This is a genomic window from Salinivibrio sp. MA607, assembly GCF_001996245.1.
Lineage (GTDB): Bacteria > Pseudomonadota > Gammaproteobacteria > Enterobacterales > Vibrionaceae > Salinivibrio > Salinivibrio costicola.
The window spans coordinates 1-5,544 of record NZ_MUFJ01000052.1; the positions used below are offsets into that span (position 1 = coordinate 1).

A 5,544-nucleotide genomic window follows, 5' to 3' on the forward strand; every position below is an offset into this window, starting at 1 on the left:
TTTATATTTTATTACTTATATTACATTTAGACATTAGCTTCATACTGCTTCTATATCCCGTTCAGTGAGTGATATAACACTCGCTGGGCGGTAGCATTCCTATGTAGCGTCAATTATCTTGGCTGATTTTCTTTTCATACAAAGCTAGCACTTTCTTAAATTGAAAGGCTTATCTTATTGATTTGATATCCTAAAATTCCACCTAGAGGGTGTTCAGAATTTTGTGTCACCGATTCATCACAGATCCAGGTAACCGTCGATCCATCCTTCGAAGTGAATGGTCAGCTGCGATTTTTAGTAGACGCTCAGCGGTACGCCAAGCAACTTTTTGCTTGGCTTGGCAAGAAGTTGCTTGAGTCGTGCAAAAAATTGGTCATCTCATAACTAACTTACTGATATATAAAGATTTAAAAGTTGGCATAAAACTAGCTTGCTAGTAGGGCTAGACAGCAACAGTCGCTGTTTGAACTCGAATCATACAAAAAGGAGCGATTATGCCAACGCCATGTTATATCTCGATTGAAGGCGAAACCCAGGGTTTGATTACTGCCGGTGCCTGCACCGCGGATTCTATCGGTGATTCTTTTGTCGAAGGCCACGAAGACGAAATGCTGGTACAACAGTTTGACCACAATGTGACGGTTCCCACCGACCCACAATCTGGTCAACCATCCGGTCAACGTGTTCATAAACAATTCAAATTCACCGTCGCGCTAAATAAAGCCGTCCCGCTGCTTTATAACGCACTGTCTTCGGGCGAGAAAATGTCGACAGTAGAGCTGAAATGGTACCGTACCTCAATTGAAGGTAAGCAAGAAAACTTCTTTACCACCAAATTAGAAAGCGCCTCTATCGTGGATATCCATTGTGAAATGCCACACTGCCAAGATCCGGCGAAGTCAGACTTCACTCAGAACCTGACCGTGTCGATGTCTTATCGCAAAATTACCTGGGACCACGTCAACGCAGGTACTTCAGGCTCTGATGACTGGCGCAAGCCGGTTGAAGCTTAATTGCTATTGCTAGGTTGCGTCGGCTTTGTGCCGGCGCTTCACCATTTGTTTAGCAGCGTTCGTTTTCCAGAGAGCGTTGCTAGACAAGTGTTCACTGTTGCGGGAACAAGATTCGGGAGACATCATGGCGAAATTACGTTTTGAATTTAGCGTCGAAGGCCTAGAGCCAGACACGTTTGTGGTCAGAGAATATCAGGGCAACGAGTCCCTCTCTGCTGCGGCGTTCGACCAGCAAGCTTGCAACGGGTTTCGTTATTCGATTGCATTGGCAAGTCGCGATCATTCCCTAACCCCTGACCAATTAGTGGATTGCCAAGCCACGCTTGCTCTCTATCGCAACGGGCAATGTGAGCGTCGTATTCGCGGTATCATTCGTCAATTTTCCCAAGGGGATATTGGTCATCATCACACTTATTATGATGTTGAATTAGTGGCTGAAATTGAGCGTCTATCACTACGGCAAAATAGTCGTGTATTCCAACATCAGACGGTTCCCCAAGTTATTTCGATCTTGTTGCAAGAAATGCGTATTACGGATGTCGGTTTTGGGCTGACAAAAGAATATGCAGAGCGTGAATTTTGTGTTCAATACCGAGAAACGGATCTCACCTTTTTTCATCGTATTGCCGCAGAAGAGGGGTTGATGTATTGCTTTGTTTGGAAAGAGGACAAGCAGCTTTTATATATCACTGACTCGCCCTTTTCGCTTCCCGCCCTTAAACAGCCGATTGTGCATAACGCTCAGGCTGCAGGTGTCGTCGATGAGCCTTATATTCGTGCCATCGAAAAACACACTCGGATAATCCCGTCATCACTGGAGATGAAGGATTATAGCTTTAAAAAGCCGAATTATAGCTTCTTACAGCAAGTGAATATGTCCGGCATTGAGCATCAGCGCCAAGACTACGATGTTTATGATTTTCCAGGTCGATATAAAGACGATACGCAAGGTAAACATTTAACCCAGATACGCCAAGAATTTCTGGCACGTGACAAAGTCACGGCGACTGGGGAAAGTAATCATTTTCTTGTGCAGGCGGGTCATGCATTTGAAATGCAAGATCATCTCGACCGTACCATGAATCAAAAGTGGCAAGTAGTGCGCGCTCAGCATTACGGCACCCAACCTCAAGCAGTTGAAGAAGAAGGCGGCACTGGCGCCACTACCTATCATAATCGGTTTACGGTGATTCCGGCCTCTATCCCTTGGCGGGCCACTCCACACCCTAAGCCACAGGTGGACGGCCCTTTAATAGGGGTTGTGGTTGGGCCTGAAGGCGAAGAAATTTTCTGTGACGAACATGGCCGAGTAAAAGTTCATTTCCCTTGGGATCGTTACTCGAGTGGAAACGATAAAAGTAGCTGCTGGATACGGGTGTCTCAAGGTTGGGCGGGGAGCCAATACGGCATGATGGCGATTCCACGTATTGGCCATGAGGTGATTGTATCGTTTTTACATGGTGACCCCGACCAACCGATCATCACTGGCCGGACCTATCACGCGACCAATGTATCCCCTTATACATTGCCGGCCCATAAAACCAAGACAGTTTGGCGCAGTGAAAGCCACCAAGGCGAGGGCTACAACGAGCTCACGTTTGAAGATCAATCGGGCAGTGAGCAAGTGTATTTGCATGCTCAGCGTGATTGGCAATCAGGCGTGGAAAATGATGTCGTTACGCAGGTGCGGCATAATGAGCATCAAAAAGTGGACCATGATTCTTTGTCGGCTGTTATGAGTAACCAGCATGTGACGGTCGATAAGCAATCACGAACACGAGTGAAAAAAGATGCCACAATTGCCGTTTCTGGAGGGATACATGAAAAAATCGATAACCGCTTCGCCGCAACGGCGGGACGTGAGGTGCATCTAAAAGCAGGCGCAAATGTCGTGCTTGATGCAGGTACGGAGGTTACGGTAACCGCCGGTGGGAGCGTAATGAAGGTTGATGCGGCCGGGGTGCACCTTATTGGTCCAGCGATCAATTTAAACGCTGGCGGAAGTCCTGGTAGTGGCTCTGGGTACCAAGGACAGCCAGCGAAATCGCCACGCTCAGTGAACAAACCTTGATCGTTTAATGCAAACTAAGAAATTTGAGGAAAGATATGCCCAAAGCAGCACTTGTTGGCCATGTGGGAACCGCGCATGATGGATTCCCACCTACACCGATTGTGGCGGGGTCGTCAACGGTAAAAGTTGACGGGATACCCGTAGTTCGTAAAGGTGATCCTCTGGCACCGCATAGTAAACCGAAACACCCGCCTCATGGGCGAGCGGTAAATGCGGGTTCCGGTAGCGTTATGATTGATGGAAAACCAGCCGCTCGTATTGGTGATGCAGTGAGTTGTGGCGGTGTGATTGTAGGAGGTTCAAGTGTCAACATTGGTTAATACCCCGTCAATGCTTAAAGCAAGCGTGTATGCATGCCTGGTCATGCTAAGTGGACAAGTACATGCTGAACAAGTTGAAGTTGAAGCCACACCTTTTGTGCAACTAGAGCCGGTTGAAAAAATCGCGGATGACTATGATATCCAGGCGATGACGCCAGAGGCAATATTTGAGCATGGACGTTTGTCTCGCGCTCAGTTCCATTACCAACGAGCTGAAAAATATCTACGTGCAGCGGCGGATCAAGGTATTGTTCCTGCCGCTTATTTATACGCTGTGCTCGTCAGTGATGATGGTAATAAGCTCGATTATTCGCCGGTTGCGCAGCAGTATCTCACGCAGGCCGCAAAGGCGGATTATATTCCAGCCATGAAATTACTGGTTGAAAAAGGCCATTGGTTATCGGCAAATCATCGTACTATTTGGCGCTATAAGTATGAAGAAGCACTAGCAGCTTGGTATGAAAAAGCACCTAAAGACGCAGCATTCAGTCTGTATCAGTACATTTATCCAACAGACAAAAAGAAAGCCGAGCAGTATTTAGAAGAGGCGATTGCGGCAAATGATGTTGATGCCTTGTTACATAAAGCATCGCAAATAGAACTGGCTGAGCGCGGCTTTTATCTTTTCCCCAGCTCTCGCCTTGATGCGGCCGCTGAAGTAAAAAAACAGATAGCCAATGCGGGTGGGATCCCCGGTACTAAGAGTTTATATCGTGATTTTATCCGTCGAGGGGAAAGCCATAAAGCGGTGGCGTGGCGCGAAAAAGCGATTCAACAAGGGGATCTTATGTCTCTTGCTGCCCTGGGGCGTCTGTACACCACAAACTACATGCCTGAAGACGCTGAGTATACTGATGGGCTCGTTTATCTTTCTGCCTACTTGGATGTGGTTGGTCAAGGGCGGTTCGTGACTTTGAGAGAGCAGGCAATGGAACAGTTTGAGCTCGCGTCTTCGCGAGTATCAAATGACGTCATTGAAAAGGTAGAACAAAGAGCGGCTGAATTGCGTAGGACACACATTTTCTTTCATTATGATCGCTACTGGCAAAAAACGGCTTTAAAGAAAGAACCCGCAACTAAGCCAGTGAGTTAGTTGCGAGCGAGCGTTGTTTCTACTTTCTGAGCGGCCACATCACCGAGGCATTGATTCATCGGTTCGATGTTGGTCGTTTCTTTATACGCCTCTCAGTTGTACCTCTCAATTACACCGTTAGACTAAACATCTCTGCCATCGACATCGCAATATTGTTATCGTAATACGCCGCCTCGTTAATAAAGTGCGGATACGCAGTGTACTTTCCTTCCCAAGCGACTTCGCGACCGTCAAAGCACATGAATAAAGGATCGCCAGGTACTATCGGCTCAAAGTCTTTGTCTTGCACGTTTTGGTGCACCATACCGATGCGCTCTCCTTGTGCATTTTGGGGTAGATGTAAGGTTTCTTTATAGCGATAAGCCGTTACTTGCGCGGGCAGCTCTGGCACCTTGTCGATATTAAAGAGATGCACAAAATCGAGAATATGCGTCGTCATTTCTTGCATGGATTCCATTACATCATGGCGTAATACGGATTGCGGTTGAGGACCAACCTCAACAATGACGCCTTGCTTCGCCACTGAGCATAAAAAAGCGTGTTGAAGCGGCTCGAGATGATCTTCTACTAAAATAATGGCATCGGGCATACGCTCACTGATATAGGCAGCAAGCTGTTTATTGAATGTGTCTAATGCGAGCAAAATGAGCGTAGGCCCCATGTTGCTGGTGGTGTTGTGTAAATCGATGATGAAATCGACGCGAGGATCGCCTTTAGGACCTAGCTGTTGATTGAGGACTTTTGCGCGACTTTGCTCGTAGTTTGTTAAGGTGAGATCGGCGAGCCCTTGAGGATCGAATTGTCGATTTAAGTCACAATCGAGATAACGTTTGTTTGCATGATAAGCCGACGGATTCGCGAACACATGCTCCGTTGAAAAACTATCCCGAGTCGTAACAGATGTATTGGTTTGCCACTGTTTTAGTGCGTAAATCCCGCTAAACTCATTGCCATGGGTGCCACCGACGATGGCCACTTGACTGAAGCGACTCATGAGAACTCCTTGTGTTGAATGGAAAAACATCCGCTTATGTCGTGGTGCTAGCT

Annotated in this window: 5 protein-coding genes; 4 read left to right on the forward strand and 1 reads right to left on the reverse strand. The window is 47.1% G+C overall.

The window, feature by feature from the left end:
* Positions 1 to 494 precede the first annotated feature (494 nt).
* The 4 genes from hcp-2 to BZG81_RS15220 all read left to right on the forward strand — a co-directional run bounded on the left by hcp-2 (position 495) and on the right by BZG81_RS15220 (position 4,497).
* Positions 495 to 1,013 (forward strand): type VI secretion system effector Hcp-2, encoded by a 519-nt coding sequence (gene hcp-2, locus BZG81_RS15205; RefSeq protein ID WP_077677789.1) that lies wholly within the window; start codon positions 495 to 497, stop codon positions 1,011 to 1,013.
* A 124-nt stretch (positions 1,014 to 1,137) separates the two neighbouring features.
* On the forward strand, positions 1,138 to 3,084 hold the full coding sequence (gene tssI, locus BZG81_RS15210) for a type VI secretion system tip protein TssI/VgrG (RefSeq protein ID WP_077677790.1): 1,947 nt from the start codon (positions 1,138 to 1,140) through the stop codon (positions 3,082 to 3,084).
* Between the two features lie 35 nt (positions 3,085 to 3,119).
* Positions 3,120 to 3,404, forward strand: a complete 285-nt coding sequence (locus BZG81_RS15215) for a type VI secretion system PAAR protein (RefSeq protein ID WP_021024293.1) — start codon at positions 3,120 to 3,122, stop codon at positions 3,402 to 3,404.
* The gene (locus BZG81_RS15220) at positions 3,388 to 4,497 is read left to right on the forward strand and encodes a sel1 repeat family protein (RefSeq protein WP_131826442.1); all 1,110 of its coding nucleotides are present in this window, start codon (positions 3,388 to 3,390) and stop codon (positions 4,495 to 4,497) included. The genes BZG81_RS15215 and BZG81_RS15220 overlap by 17 nt, the downstream gene beginning before the upstream one ends.
* 109 nt (positions 4,498 to 4,606) lie before the next feature.
* Here BZG81_RS15220 and BZG81_RS15225 read toward each other — a convergent pair whose 3' ends face one another.
* Positions 4,607 to 5,491: an aspartoacylase gene (locus BZG81_RS15225; protein ID WP_077577327.1), complete on the reverse strand. Its 885-nt coding sequence runs from the start codon at positions 5,489 to 5,491 to the stop codon at positions 4,607 to 4,609.
* Positions 5,492 to 5,544: the final 53 nt, after the last annotated feature.